The sequence below is a fragment of the Streptomyces sp. B6B3 genome (assembly GCF_039871525.1).
In the GTDB taxonomy this organism is placed as follows: domain Bacteria; phylum Actinomycetota; class Actinomycetes; order Streptomycetales; family Streptomycetaceae; genus Streptomyces.
The window spans coordinates 81,114-107,254 of sequence record NZ_JBDPLU010000007.1; the positions used below are offsets into that span (position 1 = coordinate 81,114).

Genomic DNA, 26,141 nt, shown 5'->3' on the forward strand with positions numbered 1-26,141 from the left:
TCAATACTCCGCGCACGACCCCTGGGAAACTTCAGGCATCTGCCCCGCAACTCCTTTCGCAACTTCTTGCCGACTGCTAGCTTCACCCCAACCCCCCGGCCGGCCGAAGGGCCCACCGGCCCCACGCGCCCGGCCGGCCGGGGGAGGCCGCACGGGCCGCGGCTGGCGGAAATCGCGTTGAGGGCACGGGGGCGTGGGCAGGAGACTCGGGGGTAGCCCGCCGAGGGGTGGGGGTCGAGCCGGAGGAGGTCGTGTGGCCACCGAGGGATGGACGGACGTGCTGACCGACGAGCAGGTGGACCGCTTCTGGCGGGACGGGTACCTGCTGGTCGAGGGCGTGCTCACGGCCGAGGAGGTCGAGCGGTACCGCCGGGCCGCGCTCGGGCTGCTGCCGGACGACCTGTCGTTGCCGGCCCACTGGTACGTCCACCACGGCCGGATCAAGCCGATGCGGTCGCCGGACGACGACATGTTCGACACGCCCGAGCTGCTGCCGTTGATGGGCAACGAGCGGCTCCACGCGGTGATGGCGCGGCTCTTCGGCACCCACCGGCTGCGCGCGTTCGACGGCTCCGTCGGCATCACGCTGCGCAACGACGGCCTGGCGGACCGGGTCCTGAGCCAGGACCTGCACATCGACGCCTCCGTGCCGGCCGACGTCGACTTCCTCTTCACGCCCGAGGAGGTGCAGCTCGGCGGCTGCTACTACCTCACCGACGTCGAGCCGAACGGCGGCGGCATCCACGTCGTGCCGGGCGGCCACCGCCTCCTGGAGGAGGAGGTCAGGGCCGCGCGGGCGGCCGGCGAGAACGGCCGCGCGCTGCACGAGGCGTGGAAGCGGGTCACGCATCTGGACAGCGTCGAGGTGACAGGTCCCGCCGGCTCGTTCGCGCTGCTGCACCACCTGGTGCCGCACGGCGCCTCGCACAACCGGCGGCCCACGACCCGGGTCGCGCAGTTCATGCGCTACGTCCGCGAGGGCCATCCGCACGGCGCGGACCGGCCCCGACCGCGGGACCGCTACGACGCCGCCCAGCTCGCGGCCATGACGCCGCTGACCCGCCGCCTGCTCGGCCTCGACCCGTGGGAGTGAGTTCGGTGGCGCCAGTCCCGGGCGCGGATGCCGAGATCCTCGGCGCGGCGGACCTGGCGGCCGATTCCGAGCGGGTCGCCGGGCTGGTCGAGCCCGCCCACCGCATCCTGGCCGAGCTGGTGCGGGCGGGCGCCTCGTTGGGCTGGGTCGAACCGCCCTCGCGCGACGAGGTGTCGGACCTGATCGAGCACGCCCTGGCGGCCGCGCGGACCGGCGACGGCGCGCTGCGCGTCGCCCTCGTCGACGGGCAGCTGGTCGGCCTCGGGTACTGGCTGCGCTACACCCGCCCGACCAACCGGCCGCACGCCGACCTGGTGAAGCTCGCGGTGAGCGCCGCCGTGCACGGGCGCGGCATCGGGCGGCTGCTGGTCACCGCCCTGATCGACGACGCCCGACGGGCCGGGGTGGAGGTGCTCACCCTGGACTCGCGCGGCGACAACGCCAACGCCCTGCACCTCTACCGCTCGCTGGGCTTCACCGAGTACGGCCGGCTGCCCGACTTCGTGGCCGTCGGCGAGCGCCGCCACGACAAGGTCTTCTACATGCTCGACCTGCGCCGTTCCCGCACCTGACCGTGTCGGTCAGGACACGCACGGCCGACACCGTTCCGGGACCGTTCCTCAGCCGGATTCGGCCGCTCGCGCCTCGCGCTGTTCTCCCGGGCCGGCTTCACTCCCGACCTCCACGCCCGGGCGGCGGCCACGGGCACTCGCCTCCTGAGCCTCGGCGACCGCTACGGACCGGCCGCCGAGGCGACCGCTCCGTGACCCGCGGGCCGGAGATCAGGCCCCGACCCGCTCCGTCGGTCGCGTCCGCAGCGGGCGCAGGGCGGCGGACCAGGCCACGAGCTCGTCCAGCATCTCGTGCAGCGTTCCGGTCTGGTGCTCGCAGGGAGCGATGGTGCCCGGCAGGGCGGGGTCGTCGATGACGAAGTCGGTGAACGCCGAGAGCGCGACCGAACTCCGCACGCCCGCGACCTTCACCTCGGCGAGCACCTGCCGCAGCTGCTCCACGGCGCGGGTGCCGCCCTGCACGCCGTGGCTGACGAAGCCGGCCGCCTTGTCGTTCCACTCGGCGAACAGGTAGTCGATCGCGTTCTTCAGCGCGGCCGGCATGGCGTGGTTGTACTCCGGGGTCACGAAGACGAAGCCGTCGTGCGCGCCGACCGCCTCCGCCCAGCGCCTGGTGTGCGCGTTCCGGTAGTCGCCGAAGAGCGGCGGCAGCGGCTCGTCCAGCAGCGGCAGGTCGAAGTCGGCGAGGTCGAGCAGGTCGACGGTCGCCGTGCCGTCCAGGACGGACGGGTGTGCGCGGGCGACGTCGAGAACCCACTGGGCCGCGACCGCCGTACGGCGGACCGGCCGGGTGCTGCCCACGATCACGGCCAGCTTCACCATGAGGTGCTCCTTCACACGAGGGGTCTGTGCTGTGCTTCGGCGCCAAGGTACAACGTTCATGGCATCAAGTACAACGAGCTCTGCAAATTGATTACAACGATCGTTGCACTCATTGCCATGCTCGTTGTACTTTCGTCCCATGACAGGAGAGACGGCGGAGCACGCCCACGGCCGGCTGCGGGCCTCGTTGACCCTGGCGGCGGTGCTGCTGGGGTTCCTGACGTTGCCCATGCTGATGACCGGCACCACGGTCGCGTTGCCCCGCATCGGGAACGATCTGCACGCCTCCGGCGCGGCCCTGCAGTGGGTCGTCGTCGGGTACTTCCTCGCGGCCGCCTCGACGATGCTGGTCGCCGGCTCGCTCGGCGACATCGTCGGCCGGCGGCGGATGTTCGTCTGCGGCGCGGGGATCTACACCGCGGGCGCGCTGGCCAGTGCGTGCGCCGGCGACATCGTGCTGCTCGACGTGGCCCGCACGGTGTCCGGCGTCGGCGCCGCCGGGGTGATGGCGAGCGGCGGGGCGATCCTCGGCGCGACGTTCACCGGCGCGGCCCGCACCCGGGCGTTCGCCGCGATGGGCAGCACGGCGGGCGTCGGCATCGCGACCGGACCGAGCCTGGCGGGCTGGCTGGTCGACTCGCTCGGCTGGCGCGCCACGTTCGGCGTCTTCGCCGGCGTCGGCACGCTGATCCTGCTCGGCGCGGTCGTGATCGTGGAGACCAGGGCACGGCACCGGCCGCGGGTGGACGTGGTGGGCGCGCTGGTCCTGGTCGCCGGGCTGGTCCTGCTGATGTTCGGCGCCAACCAGGCGTCCGGGCTGGGCTGGGGCAGCGCGCCGGTGCTCGGCAGCGGCGCCGCGGGCGCCGCCCTGCTCGGCGCGTTCGTCCTGGTCGAACGCCGGCGGGCGCAGCCGGTGCTGGACCTGACGCTCTTCGCGGACCGGCGGTTCGCCGCCTGGTGCCTCGCCAGCGTGTTCGTCGCCGCGGGGCCCGCGGGCGTGATGGTGTTCCTGCCGACCTACCTGCAGGGCGTCAACGACCTCTCGCCGCGCACCGTCGGGCTGATCATGCTGATGCAGGCAGGTCCGGTGCTGGTGCTGCCCCAGATCACCGGGCGGCTGGTGAACTGGGGCGTGTCCGCCCGGACGCTGGTGGTGCTGAGCCTGACGCTGATCGCGGCCGGCAACGCCTGGCTCACCACCCTGCACCCGGGCGTGGGCGCGGCCGGTCTGCTCGGGCCGCTGGCCACGATGGGGATCGGCATGGGGCTGGCGATGGGCACCACCGACGGCCAGGCGATGAACCAGGTCGACGCCGACCGGCTCGGCATGGCGGCCGGCGTGCTCAACACCGTCCGCACCACCGGCTCCACCCTGGTCACCACCGTGTTCGGCACCAGCCTGATCAGCCTGTTGCGGGCCCGGGTCGGGGACGGCGGGCTGGCGGCACGGATCGCCGCGGGGGATCTCTCGGGCCCCGACCGGGCGTGGCGGGCGGCCCAGTACACCGAGGCGTGGCAGATCGCGCTGTGGGCGGTCGCCGCGGCCTGTCTGGTGGCCGCCGTCGCCGTCGGCCTCCTGCTCGGCCGGCGGGATCCCGGCGAGCACGGCGCGGCCGAGGTGGCCGAAAAGGACCGGGCCGGGGTGGGGGTGGCCCCCCGGTCGGGTCGGGGGACCGCCGGAATGAGGTGACGGTCGTCCCGGCCTAGCGTGATCCGGCATGGTCATACACAGGTCGACCGCCCGGCGGGCGGCGACGAGGACGAGGACGATGGTCGTGGCGCTGGCCGCGGTCGTGGGCACGGTCGCGGTGCCGGCGGGCGCCGCGGGGCAGGGGCAGTCCGGGCTGGAGCGCTACCACCAGCAGGACGTCGACTGGGGCGGCGGCGCGTTGGGCCCGGACGACGAGCTGGGGCGGGAGTTGGACGCGGCCGGTGTCGAATGTGCCGACGTCACCGTGCCGCTGGACTACGCGGACCCCGGGGGACGCACCCTCACCGTGGCGATCTCGCGCATCCCCGCCACCGACGCCGAGCACCGGATCGGACCGCTGCTGCTCAACGGCGGCGGCCCCGGCGGCACCGGGATCGACATGCCCCCGGACATCCGCGAGGCGATGGGCGAACTGTCCGCCCGCTACGACATCATCGGCATGGACCCACGGTTCGTCGGCCGGAGCACACCGTTGGACTGCGGCTGGTCCACCGGCACCTTCACCCGGGCGCCGGGCGACACCCGGGCGGAGTTCCGCGACGCCGTGGCGTTCCAGCGCGATCTGGCCGAGCGGTGCCGCCGCGCCGAGGGCGACGTGCTGCCCCACGCCACGACCCGGAACACCGCCAGGGACATGGACGTGATCAGGGGCGCGCTGGACGAGGAGGCAATCTCCTACCTCGGCTACTCCTACGGCAGCTACCTCGGCGAGGTGTACGCCGAGTTGTTCCCCGGCCGCACCGACCGCATGGTGCTCGACGGGGTGATTGACCCGCGCGTCTACCAGCCCCGGATGCTGCGGGGCGCCGAGGCGGCCAACGAGGCGGCGCTGCGCGACTGGGCCGCCTGGGCGGCCGAACACCACGACGCCCACGGCCTGGGCGCCACCCCGGAGGCGGTGTGGGCGACGGTCGAGCGCGTCTTCGACGTGGCCGCCGACCGGCCGCTGCGGGTGGCTGGATACGAGGTCGACGAGAGCGTCCTGCCCATCGTCCTCTTCAGCAACCTGGGCGCCGACCACCCCGACCGCTACGCCGATCTGGCGGGCGTGGTGGGGACGCTGGCGAGGGCGGCGAACGGGGAGCCGGTCGAGCCCACGCCGCCGTTGGCCGAGACCCTCGACTTCCTCCTCACCGGGGCCGCCTCCGCCCAGGCCAGCATGCAGACGGCGATCCTGTGCGGGGACGTGTCGGCCTCGCGCCAACCCGCCGAGTACTGGACGGACGTCCAGCGCAGCCGGGCCGAACACCCGCTGGCCGGACCCCTGATGAACAACATCACCCCGTGCTCGTTCTGGGACCGGCCGGTGGAGCCGCCCACGGTCGTCGAGGGCGACCAGGAGGCGCTGCTGGTCGCCGCCACCGGCGACCCCCGCACGGTCTACGAGCGCACGCTCGACATGCGCGAGGATCTCTGGCCCTCCGCGCGTCTGGTCACCCTCGACGGCGCCCATCAGCACGGCGTCTACGGCGAGTACGGCAGCGCCTGCGCGGACGGGCTGGTCAACGCCTACCTGCGCACCGGACAGCTCCCCGAACGGGACGCGACCTGCCCCGCCTAGGAGGGCGTGTCGCGGGGTGCCGCCGCCGTGGAGCCGCGGACGACGAGCTCGGGCTGGAAGACGAACTCGGTGTGCTGGACCAGGTTCCCGCTGATCTCCTCCAGCAGCGAGCTGACCGCGGCGCTGGCCATCGCGCGGACCGGCTGGCGCAGGGTGGTGAGCGGCGGATCGGTGAAGGCGAAGAGGTCGGAGTCGTCGTAGCCGACGACCGAGACGTCCTCCGGCACCCGCAGCCCGCGCTGGCGGGCCGCGCGGATCGCGCCGAGCGCCATCATGTCGCTGCCGCAGACCACCGCCGTGCAGCCGGCGTCGAGCAGCGAACTGGTGGCGGCCTGGCCGCCCTCGACGCTGAAGAGGGTGTGCTGCACCGTGCCCTCGACGTCCGCCTCCCCGGTCTCCGCCAGGAAGCCGGCCACCTTGCGCTGCACCGGCACGAAACGGGTGGGGCCGACGGCGAGGCCGATCCGCCGGTGGCCGAGAGCCCGCAGGTGGCGCACGGCGATGCGGGTGGCCGCCGCGTCGTCGGGGGAGACGAACGGGGCCCTGATCCGCGGGTTGAAGCCGTTGATCAGCACGAACGGCACGCCACGCCCGCTCAGCCGGTCGTAGCGGCCCGGGTCGGTGCTGGTGTCCGCGTGCAGCCCGGACATGAACACGATGCCGGTGACGCCGCGTTCGACGAGCTGGTCGACCAGCTCGTCCTCGGTGGCGCCGCCCGGCGACTGGGTGCAGAGCACCGGCGTGTAGCCGCGCCCGGCCAGCACCTGCTCGATGACCTGGGCGAACGCGGGGAATATCGGGTTGGTCAGCTCCGGTATGACCAGCCCGATCAGGCCGGCGCTGCGCTGCCGCAGCCGGACCGGCCGCTCGTAGCCGAGCACGTCGAGCGCCGCGAGCACCCGCTGCCGGGTGGCGGCGGCCACGCCGGCCTTGCCGTTCAGCACCCGGCTGACGGTGGCCTCGCTGACCTCGGCCTGCTGCGCGATGTCGGCCAGCCGGGCCGGGGCGGGCGTTGCGGCGCCCGGTGGGCCGGGCACCGCGGTCCCTTCTGTCACGCCGCCCACCATACGGTGGTGTCGCCCGCGATCGTGCCACCGCCCGGGTGGCCGTCGCTGGCCAGCAGCACCTCCCCGCGGCCGGTCAGTTCGTCCGGCACGGTGACCGGCTCGGCCCGGGTGTTGCTGACGCAGACCAGCGCGCCGCCGTCCGCGCCGCGGCGGCGGAACGCGAGCACGCCCTCGGGCGCGGGCAGCCATTCGACGCCGTCGCCCGCGCCCAGCGCGTCGAGGTCGCGGCGCAGCACCAGCGCGCTGCGGTACAGCTCCAGCGTGGAGGTGGGGTCGCCGGTCTGCCGGGCCACGGACATCTCACCCCAGCCGGCGGGCTGCGGCAGCCAGCTGTCGTTCTCCCCGAAGCCGTACGAACTGCCGCCCGGGGTCCACGGGATGGGCACCCGGCAGCCGTCCCGCAGCCCCTCCTGCCCGTCGGACGAGTCCACGCCGCCGGGGCTGCCGGCGCCGCGCCGGAAGAACGCCGGGTCCTGCCGCACCTCGTCGGGCAGTTCGGTGACCTCGGGCAGGCCGAGCTCCTCGCCCTGGTAGATGTACGCGGAGCCGGGCAGCGCCAGCATCAGCAGGGTGGCGGCGCGGGCGCGCCGCAGGCTGCCGCCGAGGCGGGTGAGATGGCGCACCACGTCGTGGTTGGACAGCACCCAGGTGGTGGGCGCGCCGACCGGGCGCATCGACTCCAGCGAGGTGTCGATCACCCGGCGCAGCTCGGCGGCGTCCCAGGAGGCGTTGAGGTAGTGGAAGTTGAACGCCTGGTGCAGTTCGTCGGGGCGCACGTACAGCGCGGTGCGGTTCTCGTTGGGCGTCCACGCCTCGGCGACGCCGATCCGCTCGCCCGGGTACTCCTCCAGGATCCGGCGCCAGGAGCGGTAGATCTCGTGCACCCCGTCCTGGTCGAAGAACGGCAGCACCTGCGTGCCGAGCAGCTTCAGTTGACCGCTGCGGCCCATGTCGGGCAGGCCCGCGGCCTTGACCAGGCCGTGCGCGACGTCGATGCGGAATCCGTCCACGCCCATGTCGAGCCAGAAGCGCAGCAGCGAGCGGAACTCGTCGTGCACCGCCTGGTTGTCCCAGTTGAGGTCGGGCTGTTCGGGCGCGAAGAGGTGCAGGTACCACTCCCCCGGCGTGCCGTCGGGGTTCCTGGTGCGGGTCCAGGCGGGACCGCCGAAGATGGACTCCCAGTCGTTGGGCGGCTCCTCGCCGCCCTCGCCCCGTCCCGGGCGGAAGTGGTAGCGGTCGCGGGCGGGCGATTCCGGTCCCTCGCGCAGCGCGCGCTGGAACCACTCGTGGCGGTCGGAGGAGTGGTTGGGCACCAGGTCCACGATGATCCGCAGGCCGAGCTCGTGCGCGTCGCGGATCAGCGCGTCGGCGTCGTGCAGGTCGCCGAACATCGGGTCGATCGCCCGGTAGTCGGCGACGTCGTAGCCGGCGTCGGCCTGCGGCGAGGCGTAGAAGGGGCTCAGCCAGACGGCGTCGACGCCCAGGTTCGCGAGGTAGGGGAGGCGGCGCCGGATGCCGGCCAGGTCGCCCATGCCGTCCCCGTTGCCGTCCGCGAAGGAGCGGGGATAGACCTGGTAGATGACGGCGTCGCGCCACCACTGCGGCTGGTGTCCCGGGGCGGAGTCGGCCACGGCGGGTGCCGGGCGCGGGACCCCTACGGGGTCGCCCGACGGCGGCTGGGTGCGGTCGGCGAGATGCTGGGTCATGTCGTCCCTGTGGTGTGGTCGCTACGGGAGGGAACGCGCGGGGGCCTGGCCCGTCACGCCTTGGTGGAGCCGGCCGTGAGCCCGGACTGCAGGTGACGCTGCGCGTAGCCGAAGACGAGCAGCGCCGGCACGGCGATGAGCACCGCGGCGGCGGTCATCAGGTGCCAGTCCTGGGTGTGCTGGTTGACGAACGTCTGGAGGCCGCCGGCCAGCGTGAGGTTCTCGTCACCGGTCAGGAAGGCGGTCGCGAACGCCACCTCGGCCCAGGCGGTCACGAAGGTGAAGAAGCCGGTCACCGCGAGACCCGGGCGGGCCAGCGGCATCACCAGCCGCCAGAAGGTGCCGAACGGCGAGAGGCCGTCCACCCGTCCCGACTCGTCTATGGAGACCGGAATGGTGTCGAAGAAGCCCTTCATCATCCAGGCGCAGAACGGCACGGCGATGGTCAGGTAGGTGACGATCAGCGAGATCGGCTGGTTGAGCAGCCCGTACCGCGACATCAGGTTGTACAGCGGCACGATCAGCACGGCCATCGGGAACATCTGGGTGATCAGCAGGGTCCACATCAGCGCGCGCATGCCGGGGAAGCGGAAGCGGCTGAGCGCGTAGCCGGTGGTGGCGGAGATCAGCACGCCGATGATCGTGGTGGTCACCACGATCAGCACCGAGTTGCCGAACCAGCGCAGGAACTCCGTCTCGTTGAGCACGTAGTCGTAGTTGTCGAAGCTGAAGTCCGAGACGAGCGAGAGCGTGAAGGTGTCGGCCTTCGGCTTGAACGACGTGACGAGCAGCCAGAACGGCGGGAACACCGCGATCAGCGCGGCGACCAGCAGCGTGGCGTGCAGCCCGATCGAGGCCAGCGGGCCGCGCTCGCCGCGGCGGCGCTGCCGGCGCGGCGAACGGGTCGGCGCCCCGGCGTTCCGGTTCCGGCCGGAGGCCGTCGTTTCGGAGGTCATGTCACCACACCTCTCCCTGCCGGCGGAGCGCCCTGCGGTAGGCGGCCGCGAAGAGCACCAGGAGCAGCAGGATGAGCACGCCCCAGGTGGCGGACTCCGCGAAGTCCCGCGGAGCCCTGATGAAGGCGAGGTTGAACGCCTCGGTCACCAGGATGTCGGTCTCCCCCGCCGGCCCGCCTCGGGTGAGCAGGAAGATCACCGGGAACATGTTGAAGGTCCAGATCGTGCTGATCAGCACCACGGTCATGCTCACCGAGCGGACGCCGGGCAGCGTGATGTTCCAGAACCGCTGCCAGGCGTTGGCGCCGTCCATCTCCGCGGCCTCGTAGAGGTCGAGCGGGATGGACTGGAGCGCGCCGAGCATCGCGATCAGCATGAACGGCACGCCGAGCCAGACGTTCACCGCGACGACGGCGACCTTGGCCCAGACCGGGTCGGAGAGCCACGCGATGCCGGCCAGGCCGCGGTCGTCGAGCACGGTGTTGAGGATGCCGTTGCGCTCGTTGTAGAGCATGCGCCAGGCGAAGACGGAGACGAACGCCGGGATCGCCCAGGGCAGGATCAGCGCCATCCGGTAGAGGGTGCGGCCGCGGAACCGGCGGTTGAGCATGATGGACAGGCCGAGGCCGAGCAGGAAGGTGATGCCGACGCAGCTGACCGTCCACAGCACGGTCCAGCCGAGCCGGTCCCAGAAGACGCTGTCGGCCAGGATCTCGCGGTAGTTCTCCAGGCCGACCCAGTCGTAGCTGGCCTCGATGGTGTTCACGCCGATGGTGCGCTCGACGTTGGTCTCGTCCGCGTCGGTGAGCGAGAGGTAGATGCCCCGGACCAGCGGCCAGCCGATGATGGCGACCACCACGGCGACCACCGGGGCGATCATGGCCCAGGCGTACCAGAAGTTGGTCAGGGTGCGACGCGTCCGTCCGGGTGAACGGCGCGGGCTGCGGCCCCGCACGGCGTCCGCGGCGCCGGTCACCGGCCGGCGGTCCGTCGCGACGCTGACCGCCCCGGCGGACTTCGCGGGGTGCACGGCGTCGGCATCATCCATGGTGTCGGCCCTCCGTCTCAGGCGTGCCCCGGTCACTGCCAGTCTTCGAGCAGGTCGCGGTACGCGTCGCCGGTGTCCCCCGCCGCGTCCTCGGGCGAGGCCGAGCCGGTCAGCATGGCCTCCATGGAGACCCGAAGCGGCTCGAAGAGGGACTGGCCCTCCGGGATCCAGGGGCGCTCGTGCGCCACGTCCACGGCGGGGCGGAAGAACTGCACCATCTCGTTGTTCTGCACGCTGGACTGCTCGTAGACGGAGGTGCGGGTCGGCAGCAGGCTCAGCTCCTCGGTGATGCGCTGCTGGACCTCGGGGGAGCTCATGTAGCGGACGAACTCGAAGCTGGTGTCGGCGTTGGGGGTGCCGGCGTAGACGCCGTAGTTCCAGCCGCCGAGCGGGGCCGCCTGGGCCTGGCTGCCGCCGGGCACCGGGGCGACGCCGAGGTCGTCGCCGAGCGCCTCGCTGGCCTCCCCGAGGGACCAGGGGCCGCCGACGATCATGGCCACCTCGCCCTCCGCGAAGGACCGCATCTTGTTCTCGTTGCCCTCGGAGGTGTCGGTGATGGCGGCGCCCGAGTCGATCAGGTCCTGGAACGCCTCGAACGCGGCGACGCCCGCCTCGTCGTCGACGGTGACCTCCTCGGCCTCCACGTCCAGCAGGTCGCCGCCCTCGCCGTAGAGGAAGGGCAGGAAGTAGTACGGATCGTCGCCCTGCGCGTACATGGGCGTGACGTCGATGTCCTCGAAGGCCCCCTGCGAGTCCTTCACGTCCTGGAGCGTCTCCGGCACCTCGACCCCGGCCTCGTCGAGGAGCGCCTTGTTGTAGAAGAGCGCGAGCGTGTCGGTGACCTGCGGCACGGCGTAGGTCTCGCCGTTGTACTGGGTGCTCGCCCAGGCCGACTCCAGGTAGTCCCCCTGGTCCCGCACGGCGGCGGTGCCGTCCAGCGGGTACAGGTAGCCGAGACTGGCGAAGTCGGCCACCCAGGCGACCTCGGTGCGCATGATGTCGGGCGCCTCGTTGGCGCCCGCGGCGTTCTTGAACCGGTTCTGGGCGTCGCTGAACCCCACGTTGACGTACTCGACGGTCACGTTCGGGTGTTCCTTCTCGAAGTCCTCCGCGACGGCCTGGAACACGTCCTTCTCGGTCTCCCCCGAGGTGTCCCAGAAAGTGACGGTCCCGGACAGCTCGCCGTCCGACCCCTCGCCCCCGCCGTCGTCCCCGCCACCGCCGCAAGCTGTTGCCGCAAGAGTCAGGGCGGCTACCACCGCTGTCGTCCCTATGCTGCGCCGCATGTGAACTCCTTCAAGCGTTACACCCGATTTGGGGGCTTCCATCCAGCCTAGGCGCCACGCCCCCACGGCGCCGGACTGAGCAGGAACGTAACAGCGGGCTCATCGTTTGGAAAGAGCTTGCGGCAAATTTCTGCAAGGCCGTTATCCCCAGGCGGGGCAAGGGGTTCCCGGCGTCGCGCACCAGCACGGAACAACCTCGCAACGGAAGACAAGCACCGAAATTCATACATTCCGGTACACTCGCCCCTCAGCTGTGGGCAGCCGGGGGCCCTGCCGGTACAGTCCGGAACTGTGACCGCACGGCTTGCTGACATCGCAGCTCAGGCGGGGGTCAGCGAGGCGACCGTCAGCCGCGTGCTGAACGGCAAACCCGGCGTCGCCACCGGCACCCGCGAATCCGTACTGGCGGCGCTCGACATGCTTGGTTACGAGCGGCCGGCCCGTCTGCAGAAGCGGAGCGCGGGCCTGGTCGGCCTGATCACTCCGGAGCTGGAGAACCCGATCTTCCCCGCGTTCGCGCAGGTCATCTGCCAGGCGCTCACCCGGCAGGGGTACACGCCGGTGCTGGCGACCCAGACGCCCGGCGGGTCCACGGAGGACGAGCTGACCGGGATGCTGGTGGAGCGCGGGGTGTCGGGGATCATCTTCATCTCCGGACTGCACGCGGACACCAGCGCGGACATGGAGCGGTACGAGCGGCTGCGCGGGCACGGCGTGCCGTTCGTGCTGATCAACGGCTACTCGCCGAAGGTGCGGGCACCCTTCGTGTCGCCCGACGACCGGGCCGCCATGCGGCTGGCGGTGACCCACCTGGCGTCGCTCGGCCACCGCCGCATCGGGCTGGCGCTCGGCCCGGCGCGGTTCGTGCCGGTGCAGCGCAAGATCGAGGGCTTCGTGGGCGCGATGGGCGAGGAGCTGGGGCTCGCGCAGCGGGACACCGAGCGACTGATCGAACACTCGCTCTACACCCTGGAGGGTGGGCAGGCCGCCACCGCGGCGCTGCTGGCCCAGGACTGCACGGCGATCATCTGCGCCAGCGACATGATGGCGCTCGGCGCGATCCGCACGGCGCGGCAGCGCGGGCTCTCGGTGCCCGAGGGCTGCTCGGTGATCGGCTTCGACGACTCGCCGCTGATCGCGTTCACGGACCCGCCGCTGACCACGATCCGCCAGCCCGTCCCGGCGATGGGCCAGGCCGCCGTCCGCGCCCTCCTGGAGGAGATCGGCGGCACCCCGGCCCCACCCAGCGAGTTCGTCTTCATGCCGGAGCTGGTGGTCCGCGGGTCGACGGCCACCGCCCCGTACACCACCCGCCACTGACCACCGGCGCACGCGGGGGCCCGGGGGGTCGCCCCCCGAACAACACGAGCATGCCGGAGCTGGTGGTCCGCGGGTCGACGGCCACCGCCCCGTACACCACCCGCCACTGACCACCGGCGCACGCGGGGGCCCGGGGGGTCGCCCCCCGAACAACACGAGCATGCCGAAGCCGGTGGTCCGCGGGTCGACGGCCACCGCCCCGTACACCACCCGCCACTGACCACCGGCGCACGCGGGGGCCCGGGGGGTCGCCCCCCGAACAACACGAGCATGCCGGAGCTGGTGGTCCGCGGGTCGACGGCCACCGCCCCGTACACCACCCGCCACTGACCACCGGCGCACGCGGGGGCCCGGGGGGTCGCCCCCCGAACAACACGAGCATGCCGAAGCCGGTGGTCCGCGGGTCGACCGCCACCGCCCCGTACACCACCCGCCACTGACCACCGGCGCACGCGGGGGCCCGGGGGGTCGCACGGGTCTCACGGGGTGCACGGGTGGTGCGAGCAACCGTGACGAAATCCGCACAGAGCCGGGGTCCGGGTCGTTTTTGGCCAGGTTGACCCGGATTCGGAACCCTGAATGGGGCCGGCTCGACCCGGACGGGGGGTATCCGACCGGCGGATGAGTGTGCCGGGGTGAATAACCGACCGAAGGATGATCGGGTTGGTGTCAGCGCTCTGGCAGACTATGGGCGCATGGGGGCTACCAGCGTCAGGCCGAAGGATGATCAGCGAGCCGAAGCGACGGGCGCCGTGAACCGACCTGAAGTCGAGACGACGCCCGCGTCGTCGGCGACCTCGCTGCGGTCACGGCTGCACGGACGATGGAGCCCGCGCCGACCGCGGATCTGGTTCGAGTTGCTGCTGATCGCGATCAGCTACGGCGTCTACTCGCTCATCCGGAACGCCGCGCCCGAACGCGTGGACCAGGCGCAGCGCAACGCCCACCGGGTCTGGGACCTCCAGGGCTCGCTCGGGCTGGCGTTCGAGCGCTCGGTCAACCACGCCCTCGAGGGCGTGACCTGGCTGATCGTGTCGATGAACTACTACTACGCGACACTGCACTTCGTCGTCACGATCGTCGTTCTGGTCTGGCTGTTCCGCAAGCATCCCGGGCGGTACGGGGCGACCCGCCTCGTGCTGTTCTGCACCACCGGGGTCGCGCTCGTCGGCTACTACTTCTACCCCCTCGCGCCGCCTCGGCTGATGGAGGGCATGGACTTCGTGGACACCGCGACCGTGCACCAGACCTGGGGGTCGCTGTCCGCCGAGGGCTCCACGATGGCCCAGGTCTCCAACCAGTACGCGGCCATGCCGTCGATGCACATCGGCTGGTCGGTGTGGTGCGGCATCACCATCGCCGTGCTGGCCCGTCCGCTGTGGCTGAAGGCCCTGGGCGTGCTCTACCCGGCCGTCACGCTGCTCGTGATCGTCGCAACCGCGAACCATTTCTGGCTGGACGCGGTGGGCGGCATGGTGTGCCTCGCCTTCGGGTACCTGGTGGCCTACCTGTGGTTCGGACGGTGGTGCTACCGGCTGCCGCGGGAGGTGCCGACGGACACCGCGCCGGCGCGCGGCTCCGGGGGCGCCAGCTCCCGCGGCTCGATGGCCCCGCGCCTCTCCTAGAAGCTCCCGCCGGGATCTCCGACCTCGGGCGCCCTCCGGCGCTCCCAAGCCCGGCGGCCACCACGCGCGCCGGGCGTCTGCGGCTCGGGCGCGGACACCGATGTCCGTTGCGCCGGCAAGGCGCCACGCGCCGGGCGTTCGCAGCTCAGTCGCCGTCGTAGAAGAGGCGCTCTACGACCCCGCGGGCGCGCCGGGTGGTGCGCCGGTAGTCGTCGAGCATCTCGCCGCTGCTGCCCGTGTCCTGCTGCCGCGCCGCGCCCGGCTCGTACCCGAGGTAGCGGGCGACGGCGGCGAGCTCCCGCGGGTCGGTGGGGAACGTGTCCAGCGGGCGGCCGCGCACCAGCATCACCGCGTTGCGCACCCGCGACGCCAGCACCCACGCCTCGTCGAGCACCTCGGCGTCCGCCGCCGCGAGCAGCCCGGCCGTGACCGCCGCGGCCAGCGCCTGCCGGGTGCGGGTGGTGCGCAGCCCCGGCTCGCGCCCGGCGTGCCGCAGTTGCAGCAGCTGCACGGTCCACTCGACGTCCGACAGGCCGCCCCGCCCGAGCTTGGTGTGCGTGGTGGGGTCGGCGCCGCGCGGCAGCCGTTCCGCCTCCATCCGGGCCTTGAGCCGCCTGATCTCCCGCACGGCCCGCTCGTCGAGCCCCTCCTCCGGGTAGCGCAGCGGGTCGATCAGCTCGACGTACCGCTCGCCCAGCGCCGCGTCGCCGGCGACGGGCGCCGCCCGCAGCAACGCCTGGCTCTCCCAGACCAGCGACCAGCGGCGGTAGTACGCGGCGTAGCCGGGGAGCGTGCGGACCAGCGGGCCGCTCCTGCCCTCCGGCCGCAGGTCGGGGTCGATGAGCAGCGGCGGGTCCACGCTGGGCAGCTGGAGCAGCCGGATGGTCTCGTTGGCCACCGCGAAGGCCGCCTCGCCCGCGGCCCGCTCGTCCGCACCGTCCTCCGGCTGGTGTACGAAGAGCACGTCCGCGTCCGAGCCGTACCCCAGCTCCTGGCCGCCGAAGCGGCCGAGCGCCACGACGGCGAGGCGGGTGGGCAGTTGCTCGCCGGTGGCGGCGGCACGGGCCTCGGTGGCGGCGCGCAGCGCGCCGGCCAGGGTGGCGGCGTTGATGTCCGTCAGCGCCCTGCCCACCCGGTCCAGGGCGTCGCTCGGGTCCACGGGCTCGACGGCCAGGGCCGGGTCCAGCGGGTCCGTCGGGCCCACCTCCCCCGTGCCCTCCGGGGTGTAGGCGCCGACGATGTCGGCCGCCGCGGTGCGGAACAGCTCGCGCCGGCGCACGCCCCGGGCCGCGGTGACCGCCTGTTCGGGCGTGTCGGCGCGGCCGACGGCTGCCTGCACCTCCTGGTGGAGCGCGGCCCTGCCGCGCGGCGTCAGGCCCTCCGGATCGCCGAGCAGCGCGACCGCCTCGGGGGCGCGCAGCAGCAGGTCGGGGGCGAGCCGCCCGGCCGAGAGCACCCGGGCCAGGTTCTCCGCGGCGGCGCCCTCGTCGCGCAGCAGCCGCAGGTACCAGGGGGTGGTGCCGAGGGCGTCGGACACCTTGCGGAAGCCGAGCAGCCCGGCGTCCGGGTCGGCGGAGTCGGCGAACCGGTCGAGCAGCACCGGGAGCAGGGTGCGCTGGATCGCGGCCTTCCGGGAGACGCCGGAGGCGAGCGCCTTCAGGTGACGCAGCGCGGCGGCGGGGTCGGCGTAGCCCAGCGCCACCAGGCGCTCCCTCGCGGCCTCGGGGCGGAGCCGGGCCTGGCCGGCCTCCAGCCGGGCGACGGCGTCGAGCAGCGGCCGGTAGAAGAGCTTCTCGTGCAGCCGGCGGACGGCGGCGGTGTGCCGCTTCCACGCCTCGGTGAGCTCGGTGACCGGCTCGGCGGTGAAGCCGAGCGACCGGCCCAGACGCCGCAGCTCGGCGGCGTCGGTCGGCATCAGGTGGGTGCGGCGCAGCCGGTACAGCTGGATGCGGTGCTCCACGGTGCGCAGGAAATGGTAGGAGGCGTCGAGCGAGGCGGCGTCCTGCCGGCCGACGTAGCCCTGGGCGGCCAGCGCGGCCAGGGCGTCGAGGGTGGTGCCGGTCCGCAGTTCGGCGTCGGTGCGGCCGTGCACCAGCTGCAGCAGCTGGACGGCGAACTCCACGTCGCGGAGCCCGCCGGGCCCGAGCTTGAGCTCGCGCTCCAGCTGGGCGGCGGGGATGGACCGCTCGATGCGCCGGCGCATGCCCTGCACGTCGGGCACGAAGTTGTCGCGCTCGGCGGCGCGCCACACGAGGGGCGCGACGGCCTCGCAGTACTCCGCGCCGAGCCCGGGGTCGCCGGCGACCGACCGGGCCTTGAGCAGCGCCTGGAACTCCCAGGTCTTCGCCCACCGCTGGTAGTACGCGAGGTGGCTGCTGAGGGTGCGGACCAGCGGGCCGCTGCGGCCCTCGGGGCGGAGGTTCGCGTCGACCGGCCAGATGGTGCCCTCGGCGGTGGTGTCCGAACAGATCCGCATCAGCGCCGCGGCCAGCCGGGTCGCGGCCTGGATGCCACGGTCCTCGGTGATCCCGTCGGCGGGCTCGGCGACGAAGATGACGTCCACGTCGGAGACGTAGTTCAGCTCCCGGCCGCCGCACTTGCCCATGCCGATCACGGCGAGCCGGCACAGCGTGGCGTCCTCGGGCGCGTCGGCGCACGCGATGCGCAGCGCGGCGCGCAGCGTGGCGGTGGCCAGGTCGGCCAGTTCCGCGGCGGTCTCGGCGAATCCGGTGGTGCCGGTCATGTCGCGGGCGGCGATGGCCAGCAGCGCGCGCCGGTAGTGCACCCGGAGCGTGTCGGCGTCGACGGCGGGCTCCAGCGCCTCCTCGAACTCGGCGACGCCCGGGTGCAGATCGCTGGCGGCCTCGAAGGCCGCCAGCGCCCGCCACTGGTCGGGATGGGCCGCCAGATGGTCGCCGAGGCCCTCGGAGGCGCCGAGCACCGCGAGCAGGCGGTCCCGCAACGGTTTGGCCGCGGCCACGGTGTCGAGCAGCACGGCGCTTTCGGCGGGCGGCTGGGCCTCGACCAGCCGGGCCAGGGAGCGCAGCGCCAGATCGGGGTCGGCGACCGCGCCCAGCGCGTCGATCAGCCCCCCGTCGGCGGCGGGGCGCAGTGGTTCCTCGTCCAGCAGGCGCTCGGCCGCGCCGGGGTCGGTGAACCCGTGGCGCAGCAGTCGCCCGAACCGGCTCTCCCGTCGCCCGCCTACCGCCACGGAGCTCCTCCCGTCGTGCGTGTGCGCTTGCCGCGCGTGTGTCCCCCGAGCGTAGCCACTGGTGGCGCTTACCCCACGGGGCTGCCCCCCAACACCATGCGGCTCCGCCCCGGCCCCCAAGCCAGGGCCGCGGCCCTGGCACCCCCGAAGGGCTGCGCCCTCCGAACCCCGGCCACCGCCGCACCGAAGGGCCCTGCCCCCGGCCCCCCGAACCCGATCGGGCTGGCGGGCCGGCACCACCCAAGACCCGCCGCCCGACTCCCGAAGCCGCGCCGCCGCGCCGGCACCTATCCCGAAGGGCTCCGCCCTCCGAACCTCCGAACCCCGGCCACCGCCGCACCGAAGGGCCCTGCCCCCGGCCCCCCGAACCCGATCGGGCTGGCGGGCCGGCACCCGCCCTGGGGCGTGCGTCCCGCACGGCCCGTCTGCCCAGCGGTCCGGGCGTCCGGCCCGAAGGGCCATGCGCCGGCCAGGTCCGGTGCGGCCGGCCGCGGAACCCGCGCCCGGGCTGCGTTCCCCCGCCCGGCAAGGGCTAGAGGACCGGCAGGTTCTTCCGCAGCTCGAAGGGGGTGACCTCGGAGCGGTACTCCTCCCACTCCTGCTTCTTGTTGCGCAGGAAGAAGTCGAAGACGTGCTCGCCGAGGGTCTCGGCCACGAGTTCGCTGCCCTGCATCAGCTCGATGGCCTCGCCGAGGTTCTGCGGCAGGGGCTCGATGCCCAGGGCGCGGCGCTCGCGGTCGGTGAGGGACCAGACGTCGTCCTCCGCGCCCGGCGGCAACTCGTAGCCCTCCTCGACGCCCTTCAGGCCGGCGCCCAGCAGCACGGCGTAGGCCAGGTAGGGGTTGGCGCCGGAGTCCAGCGAGCGCACCTCGATGCGGGTGGAGCCGGTCTTGCCGGGCTTGTACATCGGGACCCGGATCAGCGCCGAGCGGTTGTTGTGGCCCCAGCAGATGTACGAGGGCGCCTCGCCGCCGGCGCCGGCCGGGCGCTGCGCGCCGCCCCAGATCCGCTTGTAGGAGTTGACCCACTGGTTGGTGACCGCGGAGACCTCGCCGGCGTGCCGCAGCAGCCCGGCGATGAAGGAACGCCCGATCTTGGAGAGCTGGTACTCCGCGCCCGTCTCGTGGAAGGCGTTCCGGTCGCCCTCGAAGAGCGAGAGGTGGGTGTGCATCCCGGAGCCCGGATACTCGGAGAACGGCTTCGGCATGAACGTGGCCTGCACGCCCTGCTCCAGCGCCACCTGCTTCATCACCAGCCGGAACGTCATGATGTTGTCCGCGGTGGACAGCGCGTCCGCGTACCTGAGGTCGATCTCCTGCTGGCCCGGCGCGCCCTCGTGGTGCGAGAACTCCACGGAGATGCCCATGGACTCCAGCATGGTGATGGCCTGCCGCCGGAAGTCCATGCCGACGTTCTGCGGGGTGTGGTCGAAGTACCCGGAGGAGTCGGCGGGGGTGGGCCGGCTGCCGTCCACCGGCTTGTCGTGCAGCAGGAAGAACTCGATCTCCGGATGGGTGTAGAAGGTGAAGCCCAGGTCGGAGCTCTTCGCGAGGGTGCGCTTGAGCACGTACCTCGGATCGGCGTAGGAGGGCGAGCCGTCCGGCATCAGGATGTCGCAGAACATCCGAGCGGTGCCCGGCGACTCGGCCCGCCACGGCAGGATCTGGAAGGTGCTCGGCGCCGGCTTGGCGATCATGTCCGACTCGTGCACCCGGGCGAAGCCCTCGATCGCGGAGCCGTCGAAGCCGATGCCCTCGTCGAAGGCCTGCTCAAGCTCGGCGGGTGCGACGGCGACGGACTTCAGGAAGCCCAGCACGTCGGTGAACCACAGCCGCACGAAACGGATGTCCCGCTCCTCCAGGGTCCGGAGCACGAACTCCTGTTGCTTCTCCATAGCCACCCATCCTCGCAGGCCGGGGTTTCCGGGGCGTTGCGCACGCGAGGAGGCCGCCCCACATCACCTGTGTGTACCTCTGTGTATCGCTTCCCGCAGTCATTCCCGCAGTCATTGTGGAACAACGGTACGAGTGGTGCCGTGTTCGGGTGCGGGTACCCCCGGCCCTTCGCCGCAGTCCCCCGCCACGGTTCCATACCGCAGTCGCGACCCGTTCGGGGGAGGTTTCCGCAACCGGCTGCGGCGAGCGCCTCGGGCCCCCTACTCTCCCAGTCACATTGCGAGTTGTGGCGGCTACCCCCGGTTGATCTTCGCTGCGTGCGGCCGTGACTCTCGTACATGTCAGGGGCATACGCCTCTGTGTGCAGCCACCCGTCACGAGCGACCCAGAGGATGCCCATGGTGCGCGCCGCCTCCTTATCCCGAGCCCGACACCCCGCCCGCGCGGGCGTGTGGTTCCTGCCTTCCGCACTGCTCGTCGCCTGCACCGCCGTCGCGGTGTTCCTGGTCCCGGCGGACGCGCGGCTCCCGGTGGCGGTCAGCGGCGGGGTGGCGAGCCTGGCGGTGGGCGCCATGGCGGGCGAGACGGCGCGGCGCGGCCGGGTCGTCGCGGAGCTGCTGCGGCGGGTCGAACACCATCTGGCGGACACCGGGCACCTGGCCCGCGAGGTGCTGCCGGCCGCGATGGTGCGGGCCCGCCGGGACATGGAGCTCACGCGGTCGATGGCGCTGTCGCCCGAGTCGTCCACCGACCCGCGGATGGCCGAGCTGCTGAACGCGGTGCTGTTCACGGTGACGGACACGCTGCGCGAGATGGAGCTGCAGCGCGACTCGGGCAAACAGGCGATCGTCAGCATCGCCAACCGCATCCAGGCCGAGATCAACCGGATGCGCGAGGAGATCGGCAAGATGCAGTTCCGGCACGGCGCGCCGGGCATGCTCGGCGACCTGATGCGGGTGGAGCACGGCATCAACGTCGCCGGCCGGTTCGCCGCCGGGCTGGCCGTGCTGGGCGGCGGCGGCCCGGTGCGCCGCTGGCGCGACGCGGTCTCGCTCTACGACGTGATGCGCGCCGGCGCCGGCCCGATCAACGAGTACCTGCGGGTCGAGCAGCAGCGGGTGGTCGAGGTCGGGGTGCGCGGCGACGTGGTCGAGCCGCTGATCATCATCCTCGGCGAGCTGCTGGACAACGCCACCCGGTACTCCCCGCCCACCTCCATGGTGATCATGAACTCCGAGGAGGTGGCCACGGGCATCGAGATCTCCGTGGAGGACAAGGGCACCGGGCTGTCGGAGGAGAAGCGCGGGCGGGCCGAGTTCCTGCTGCGGCAGGGCGTGGACGGCATGGACATCGAGGACCTCGGCGAGACCGCGCGGCTGGGGCTGCGGGTGGCGGGCATCCTGGCCGCCCAGATCCGGGCGCGGATCTCGCTGCGCCCGTCCACCTGCGACGGGGTGCGCGCGGTCGTCTTCGTGCCGCAGGAGCTGCTGGCGCCCGCGCCGCCGCTGAAGGGCCCGCCGATCTACAACCCGCATCCGGCGGAGCTGGCGACCAGCGCGCCGCTGGCCCAGCCGGCGCAGGACGACCTCTACGAGTACGAGCGGGGCGCCAACGGACTGCCGCAGCGCCGCCGGCGGCGGGCGCTCGACCCGCAGGCGACGCCGCCCCCGCCGCCGCCGCGGGCGGAGGCCGGCGCCGGGCGGGAGCGGCGCGCGCGGGCGTCGGATCCGCGCCGGGAGACCGGCCGGTGGGTGGAGGCGTTCTTCGCCGCCCGGTCGACGCCCTCGCCGCGCCGGGGCACGGCGTCGACCGACGTCCGCGACCTCGGGGAGCCCGGCCTTCCGCACGACGGGGGCCCCGGGCCCGAGTCCCGGCCCGAGCGCGAGTCCCGCAGATAGCCGACGGCACCGGCCCGCCGGATCCCCGGCGCCGGGCCCCCGACCGACCCCGTCCCCCTCCCCGTCCTCGCAGACGACCCGCAGACGACGTCATGGAACGCAAGGTGGAGTAGCACGTGACACAGCAACGGCTCAAGAACATGGACTGGCTGCTCAGGGACCTGGCCGCCACCGTCCCGACGATCCGCCACATCGTGGTGCTGTCGGCCGACGGGCTGTGCATGGCGCGGCACAGCACCGAGCGGGACACCGCGGAGCGGATCGCCGCCGCCGCCTCCGGCATCAAGAGCCTGGCGCAGTCCATCGCGGCCGAACTGCCGGCCGAGGATCCGGACGCGGCGGGCGACGAGGTCCGGATGGTGATCCTGGAGCTGGCGGGCGGCTTCTTCTACCTGATGTCCGCGGGCGAGCGCTCCTACCTGGCGGTGACCGCCAGCTCCGAGGTCGATCCGGGCCTGGTCAGCCACCGCATGCGGGACCTGGTGCTGCGCATCGGCGAGCACCTCTCCAGCGCACCCCGGGCCCCGGAGCAGGCAGCCCCGTGAGCGGGCCGGCGGAGCGCGGGGCGGACCGGGGAGGCCGGGAGGGCGCCCCGGTGCCGCTCTACGTGGTGACGGGCGGGGGCGGGGAGGGGGACGCGGAGTCCTTACTCCTGGATCTGGTCACGCTCGTCGTGGCCCGATCCGCCCCCCACTCCGGCATGCGTCCCGAACAGGCGGCCATCCTGCGGATGTGCGAACGCCCGCTGTCGATGGCCGAGATATCGGCCCACCTTGACCTGCCGTTCAGCGCCGTCAGCCTGCTGGTCACGGAGCTGCTGTCCGGCGACCACGTGCTGGTTCGGGAGACCCGCGCCGAGCAGGAGCAGGCCGCGGCCGATCCCGACCTTGAGACCCTGAAGGCGTTGATCGATGGACTGCAACGACTCTGAACGCCCCGGCGCCGGCCGCGGGTACGCGGAAGCCGAGCGGGGGCCGTGCGCGGCCGACCTGCTGCCCAGCTCGGCCGAGAAGTCGGTCAAGGTGGTGATCGTCGGCGGCTTCGGCGTCGGCAAGACGACGATGGTCGGCTCGGTCAGCGAGATCCGGCCGCTCACCACCGAGGAGACCATGACCACCGCCGGCGTCGGCGTCGACGACCTGGCCGGGGTGGAGGGCAAGACCGAGACCACGGTGGCGATGGACTTCGGCCGGATCACCCTCAACGAGCGGCTGGTGCTCTATCTCTTCGGCACGCCGGGCCAGCAGCGCTTCTGGTTCCTGTGGAACGGCGTCATCGACGGCGCGCTCGGCGCGGTGGTGCTGGTCGACACCCGACGGCTGGAGGACAGCTTCGCCGCGATGGACCGTCTGGAGCAGGCGGGTGTGCCGTTCGTCGTCGCCATCAACAACTTCCCCGACGCCCCGCTGCACCCGGTGACCGAGCTGCGCTCGGCCCTCGACCTGCCGGACCGGCTGCCCGTGGTCAACTGCGACGCCCGCAAGCTCGACTCGAGCCGGGACGTGCTGCTGACGCTGATGCGCCACCTCTACACCACCGCCACCTCGGAGGCATCATGAGCGACTCCCCCCGCGCCGACTCCCCCGCCGTGCCGCTCCCTGGCTCCCCGCCGGCCCCGCCCCCCGGCTGCCCGGCGCACGGCACCGGGCCCGGGGGCGTGCAGCGGCTGTACGGTCCTGGCGTGTCCGCCGATCCGATGGGCGTGTACGACCGGCTGCGCGCCGAACACGGCGCGGTGGCACCGGTGTTGCTGGAGGGCGACGTGCCGGCCTGGCTGGTGCTCGGCTACCAGGAGATCCTGCACATCGTCCGCAATCCCCGCCGGTTCAGCCGGGACGGCCGGAACTGGCGGGAGTGGCAGGAGGGTCGGGTGCAGCCGCACTCCCCCATCGCCCCGGTGCTGGCCTGGGGTCCCGACTGCACGCACCAGGACGGTTCGGAGCACCAGCGGCTGCGCCGCGCGGTCAACGAGAGCCTGGAGCGGTTCGACCGCCGCGGGCTGCGCCGCAACGTCGTGTACTACGGGCACAAGCTGATCGACCGCTTCAGCGAGTCGGGGCGCACCGAGCTGCTCGGCCAGTACGCGCAGCAGCTGCCGATGCTGGTGCTGACGAACCTCTTCGGGCTGCCGGAGGACGAGGGCCCGCGGCTGGTCAAGGCTAGTCGGCAGCTGCTGATGGGCACCGAGAAGGCGGTCACCGCCGACCAGTACATCCAGCGGACGCTCGGCGCGCTGGTGACCCGCAAGCACGAGGAGCCGGGCCACGACCTGACGTCCTGGCTGATCGCGCACCCCAGCGACCTCTCGGACGCGGAGGTCAGCCACCATCTGCGGCTGGTGATGATCGCGGCCAACGAGTCGACCACCAACCTGATCGCGGGCACCCTGCGGATGGTGTTCACCCACCCGCGGTTCCACGGTTCGGTGCGCGGCGGGCGGCTGACGCTGCCCTCGGCGGTCGAGCAGGTGCTCTGGGACGAGCCGCCGATCTCCGTGTGCCCCGGCGGTTTCGCCGCGTACGACATGGAGCTGGCCGGGCACACGGTGCGCCGCGGCGACGTCTTACTCCTGGGCCTGGCGGCCGGGAACACCGATCCGGGCATCCGGCCCCAGCCGGGCGCGATCATGCACGGCAACCGCTCCCACCTGTCGTTCACCTGTGGACCGCACGAGTGCCCGGGACAGGACATCGGCCGGGCCATCACCGGCACCGGCATCGAGGTGCTGCTCGGCCGGCTGCCGGACATCCGGCTGACGGTCGAGCCCGACGCGCTGAGCTGGAGCGCCTCCACCTGGTCGCGCCATCTGGACGCACTGCCCGTGGCGTTCACGCCGCACGGCGCCGTGCACCCGGAGCGCCCGCCGACGCCCGGCGCGGCCGCGCCCCGGGTCGAGTCGCCGGCGACCCGCCCCGGGGGGCGGACTGCCGCGCCCGGGAGGCGCGGCGCCCGGGCGCGGCCGCCGCGCTGGCGCGGGCTGCTGGGACGGCTCCGCCGGCTGGGCCGTCGGGCCGCGCCCCGGCACGCGCGGCCCGAGGCGCCGGGCGCGGGCTCAGGACGGACGCCCAAACCCGGCTGAGCACGCCCCGCCCGGAAGGCCGGACAGGACCTAGCGCGGACCGCCGAAGCCGGGCAGCGACGCGGCCAGACCACCGGCCCGGCCGGCGGTGGCGACGCCCGCGGTGGTGTGGTCGGCCGTGGTGTGGTCGGCGGCGGTGTGGTGGGCGTAGCGCGGGGACTCCACGCCCCAGAGTTGGTTCCCGATCATCCAGGAGCGCAGCCCGTCCGCGTAGCGCTCCAGATGCTCGCGGCCCGCCGCGTCGAGGCGCAGCCGGGCGGCCGTCTCCGGCAGCCGGCCGGCCAGCGCCTGGAACCGCTCGACCCGCGCCCGCACCAGCGCGCCCACCTGGTCGATGGCCTCCCGCCGGCCGCAGCCCCGGTCGCGCTGCCGGATGAGCACCAGGTTGTGCGGATCGCCCTGGGCCTCCTCGCGCTCCACGGAATGCGCGTCGTTGCACAGGAAGACGACGTCCCCCGCGCAGCGCACCAGGGTCCGCAGCTCGGGGCTCCGGTGGGCGCGGGCGGGCAGTTCGAATCGGCCGGCGCGCTCGATCAGGTCGAAGCAGAGGGCGGTGCCGACCGCGTGACGGCGCAGCGCCATGTACGCCGCCTCGGTCAGCTCCGTGCCCCGGTGCCGGTTGGTCGCCTCCTCGACGTAGGCGTGGAAGAAGCGGGTGAGGTTGGCGGCGGCGCGCCGCCGCCAGGCCGAGGACATGCCGCGCGCGGTGCGCCGCCACAGGTCGGCGTAGGCGCGGGCGAGGGGGGTGTCGAGGCGGGGACGGGCGCCCGGCGCCTGGTACGGGATGGCGGACAGTCCGGCGCTGAGCCGCGCCGCCCGCTCCGGCTGGCGGCCGAGCTCGCCGTCGAACTGGTCGTCGAGCGGGAAGCCCAGGCACACGGCGTCGGTCACCAGGTCCAGTTCCTCGCCCGCGGCGTCGGGGTAGGCGTAGCTGGCCAGGTCCGTCAGCCGCCAGGCGCGGTAGCGGCGCAGCGCGTCCGGGCCGCACACCAGGTCGTGCGCGCTGACCCAGGCGAGGTGGTGGGCGCGTGCCCGGTCGGCCTCGGCGTTGACTCGGGGGACGAAGGGCAGGAAGAAGCTGATGTCCTGGGGCATTCCACTCCCATTTCCGTTGATGCAGCGTGCCGTGGGATCAGCGGGAACTGGTGTGCCAGCGAAGGACGTGGGGTGCGGGGTGGCTTAGCCCTGCCCTCCGGCGCGCGCGGGGAACCGCGCGGGCGGGCATCGTGGCGCGAATGCCGAGTCGGTGACCCACCGCGGGAGCGCATATGCGACAGGCATATCGGGTGGC

General features: G+C 73.2%; 20 protein-coding genes. 11 read left to right on the forward strand and 9 right to left on the reverse strand.

The genetic code is table 11. The annotated features are described in order from the left end of the window. Positions 1–253 precede the first annotated feature (253 nt). Together ABGB06_RS16745 and ABGB06_RS16750 are read left to right on the forward strand one after the other, a co-directional pair. Positions 254–1,093: a phytanoyl-CoA dioxygenase family protein gene (locus ABGB06_RS16745; RefSeq protein WP_347589996.1), complete on the forward strand. Its 840-nt coding sequence runs from the start codon at positions 254–256 to the stop codon at positions 1,091–1,093. Between the two features lie 35 nt (positions 1,094–1,128). Continuing rightward, positions 1,129–1,665 carry a GNAT family N-acetyltransferase gene (locus ABGB06_RS16750; protein ID WP_347590470.1) on the forward strand — a complete coding sequence of 179 codons (537 nt, stop codon included), beginning with the start codon at positions 1,129–1,131 and terminating at the stop codon, positions 1,663–1,665. Positions 1,666–1,875: 210 nt separating this feature from the next. Here the strand turns inward: ABGB06_RS16750 and ABGB06_RS16755 are convergent, their stop codons facing one another. Next, positions 1,876–2,487, reverse strand: coding sequence for an NADPH-dependent FMN reductase (locus tag ABGB06_RS16755; protein ID WP_347589998.1), 612 nt, complete (start codon positions 2,485–2,487; stop codon positions 1,876–1,878). A gap of 139 nt (positions 2,488–2,626) precedes the next feature. Between ABGB06_RS16755 and ABGB06_RS16760 the strand changes: the two genes are divergently transcribed. Both ABGB06_RS16760 and ABGB06_RS16765 read left to right on the forward strand, forming a co-directional pair. Next, positions 2,627–4,177 carry an MFS transporter gene (locus ABGB06_RS16760; RefSeq protein WP_347590000.1) on the forward strand — a complete coding sequence of 517 codons (1,551 nt, stop codon included), beginning with the start codon at positions 2,627–2,629 and terminating at the stop codon, positions 4,175–4,177. A 28-nt stretch (positions 4,178–4,205) separates the two neighbouring features. Then, complete coding sequence (locus tag ABGB06_RS16765; protein WP_347590002.1) at positions 4,206–5,759, forward strand: alpha/beta fold hydrolase; 1,554 nt, start codon at positions 4,206–4,208, stop codon at positions 5,757–5,759. Here ABGB06_RS16765 and ABGB06_RS16770 read toward each other — a convergent pair. The 5 genes from ABGB06_RS16770 to ABGB06_RS16790 form a co-directional block, all read right to left on the reverse strand. Continuing rightward, entirely contained in the window at positions 5,756–6,826 is a 1,071-nt protein-coding gene (locus ABGB06_RS16770) for a LacI family DNA-binding transcriptional regulator (protein WP_347590004.1), read from the reverse strand. The two genes, ABGB06_RS16765 and ABGB06_RS16770, sit on opposite strands and share 4 nt — an antisense overlap. Continuing rightward, positions 6,811–8,532 (reverse strand): glycoside hydrolase family 13 protein, encoded by a 1,722-nt coding sequence (locus tag ABGB06_RS16775; protein WP_347590006.1) that lies wholly within the window; start codon positions 8,530–8,532, stop codon positions 6,811–6,813. Before ABGB06_RS16775 ends, ABGB06_RS16770 begins: the two co-directional genes overlap by 16 nt. Positions 8,533–8,585: 53 nt before the next feature. Then, positions 8,586–9,488: a carbohydrate ABC transporter permease gene (locus tag ABGB06_RS16780; protein WP_347590008.1), complete on the reverse strand. Its 903-nt coding sequence runs from the start codon at positions 9,486–9,488 to the stop codon at positions 8,586–8,588. A 1-nt stretch (position 9,489) separates the two neighbouring features. Next, positions 9,490–10,368, reverse strand: a complete 879-nt coding sequence (locus ABGB06_RS16785; protein ID WP_347590472.1) for a sugar ABC transporter permease — start codon at positions 10,366–10,368, stop codon at positions 9,490–9,492. A 200-nt stretch (positions 10,369–10,568) separates the two neighbouring features. After that, positions 10,569–11,822, reverse strand: coding sequence for an extracellular solute-binding protein (locus ABGB06_RS16790; protein ID WP_347590010.1), 1,254 nt, complete (start codon positions 11,820–11,822; stop codon positions 10,569–10,571). 291 nt (positions 11,823–12,113) lie between these two features. On the opposite strand from ABGB06_RS16790, the gene ABGB06_RS16795 reads away from it, so the two are divergent. Next, positions 12,114–13,142 (forward strand): LacI family DNA-binding transcriptional regulator, encoded by a 1,029-nt coding sequence (locus ABGB06_RS16795; RefSeq protein WP_347590012.1) that lies wholly within the window; start codon positions 12,114–12,116, stop codon positions 13,140–13,142. A gap of 695 nt (positions 13,143–13,837) precedes the next feature. Continuing rightward, entirely contained in the window at positions 13,838–14,767 is a 930-nt protein-coding gene (locus ABGB06_RS16800) for a phosphatase PAP2 family protein (protein ID WP_347590014.1), read from the forward strand. A gap of 145 nt (positions 14,768–14,912) precedes the next feature. Here ABGB06_RS16800 and ABGB06_RS16805 read toward each other — a convergent pair whose 3' ends face one another. Continuing rightward, positions 14,913–17,978 (reverse strand): bifunctional [glutamine synthetase] adenylyltransferase/[glutamine synthetase]-adenylyl-L-tyrosine phosphorylase, encoded by a 3,066-nt coding sequence (locus ABGB06_RS16805; RefSeq protein ID WP_347590015.1) that lies wholly within the window; start codon positions 17,976–17,978, stop codon positions 14,913–14,915. Between the two features lie 532 nt (positions 17,979–18,510). Then, complete coding sequence (gene glnA / locus ABGB06_RS16810; RefSeq protein ID WP_347590017.1) at positions 18,511–19,872, reverse strand: type I glutamate--ammonia ligase; 1,362 nt, start codon at positions 19,870–19,872, stop codon at positions 18,511–18,513. A 399-nt stretch (positions 19,873–20,271) separates the two neighbouring features. On the opposite strand from glnA, the gene ABGB06_RS16815 reads away from it, so the two are divergent. The 5 genes from ABGB06_RS16815 to ABGB06_RS16835 all read left to right on the forward strand — a co-directional run bounded on the left by ABGB06_RS16815 (position 20,272) and on the right by ABGB06_RS16835 (position 24,850). Then, entirely contained in the window at positions 20,272–21,771 is a 1,500-nt protein-coding gene (locus ABGB06_RS16815; RefSeq protein WP_347590019.1) for an ATP-binding protein, read from the forward strand. A 140-nt stretch (positions 21,772–21,911) separates the two neighbouring features. Next, complete coding sequence (locus ABGB06_RS16820) at positions 21,912–22,316, forward strand: roadblock/LC7 domain-containing protein (RefSeq protein WP_347590474.1); 405 nt, start codon at positions 21,912–21,914, stop codon at positions 22,314–22,316. Further along, complete coding sequence (locus ABGB06_RS16825; protein WP_347590021.1) at positions 22,313–22,702, forward strand: DUF742 domain-containing protein; 390 nt, start codon at positions 22,313–22,315, stop codon at positions 22,700–22,702. The genes ABGB06_RS16820 and ABGB06_RS16825 overlap by 4 nt, the downstream gene beginning before the upstream one ends. Beyond that, positions 22,683–23,330, forward strand: a complete 648-nt coding sequence (locus ABGB06_RS16830; RefSeq protein WP_347590023.1) for an ATP/GTP-binding protein — start codon at positions 22,683–22,685, stop codon at positions 23,328–23,330. Before ABGB06_RS16825 ends, ABGB06_RS16830 begins: the two co-directional genes overlap by 20 nt. Continuing rightward, a complete protein-coding gene (locus ABGB06_RS16835) occupies positions 23,327–24,850 on the forward strand; it encodes a cytochrome P450 (RefSeq protein ID WP_347590025.1) in 1,524 nt (507 codons plus the stop codon). The genes ABGB06_RS16830 and ABGB06_RS16835 overlap by 4 nt, the downstream gene beginning before the upstream one ends. 30 nt (positions 24,851–24,880) lie before the next feature. Here the strand turns inward: ABGB06_RS16835 and ABGB06_RS16840 are convergent, their stop codons facing one another. Then, a complete protein-coding gene (locus tag ABGB06_RS16840) occupies positions 24,881–25,945 on the reverse strand; it encodes a terpene cyclase (RefSeq protein WP_347590027.1) in 1,065 nt (354 codons plus the stop codon). Positions 25,946–26,141 lie beyond the last annotated feature (196 nt).